The sequence below is a fragment of the Dyadobacter sp. OTU695 genome (genome assembly GCF_038440355.1).
In the GTDB taxonomy this organism is placed as follows: Bacteria; Bacteroidota; Bacteroidia; order Cytophagales; family Spirosomataceae; genus Dyadobacter.
Window position 1 is genome coordinate 1 of record NZ_JASATN010000074.1, and the last position, 711, is coordinate 711.

The 711-nt window shown below is 51.1% G+C and carries 1 pseudogene; it reads right to left on the bottom strand.

From position 1 onward, the window contains the following. Positions 1-711, bottom strand: a pseudogene (locus AAHB90_RS32475) (hypothetical protein); the annotation flags it as partial.

Here is a 711-nt window from a genome sequence, read left to right on the forward strand (position 1 = left end):
AGGCTGAGCGTCTGGCTATTAGGGCACGTATAGGTATCCCAGGCAGGGTTATAGCCAAAGTTGTCTTTCAGAAAAGGGTCGTTTTGATACTTTTTCTTCTGCTCGCCGTGGAACCAGGGGAATTTCAGATAGTTGTTTATCCCTTTGTTTTCCAGCAATTCATAGTTCTCTTCTGTGCCAAAGATGCTGTCTGCAATGATATTTTCAGGAAGGGCGGGCTGCTGGGCTGCTATCTGCGCTACATGCTCTTTAAAGCAAGTGCCGTCGTTTGTATTCTGGTGCAGGCTTAGGCCGGTGATAAACTGGTCTTCACAGCCCGCCAGCACATTGTAGGCTGGCAGTACCTCCACTTTGTTTTTCATCATCATCGCACTAGCATCCGGATCGGTCACATTGTAGCCGCTGCGGGCACCTGCGGTTTGGATTTGATCATCGTACTGCCGGGCCCGATCTGCGGTCTGCGCCAGTTTCTTGCCCAGGCCCTGGGCTTTCCGTTTCGCCTTTTTACTGGTGATACCCTTCACCTTCTCGTTGAGCTGATCGATCTGCTCAGCTATAACTTGTTGGCTGATGGGCTCAGGGCCGTATTCTTCCAGGTCCTTGTTGCCATAAGCCGCATCTTCAACCGCATTTAACGCATCGATCTCTTTGAGCAACTGCCTGCATTTCTCTTCGGCAGAGGCCTTGTAGCGCTGCGCATTCTTCTTCCAG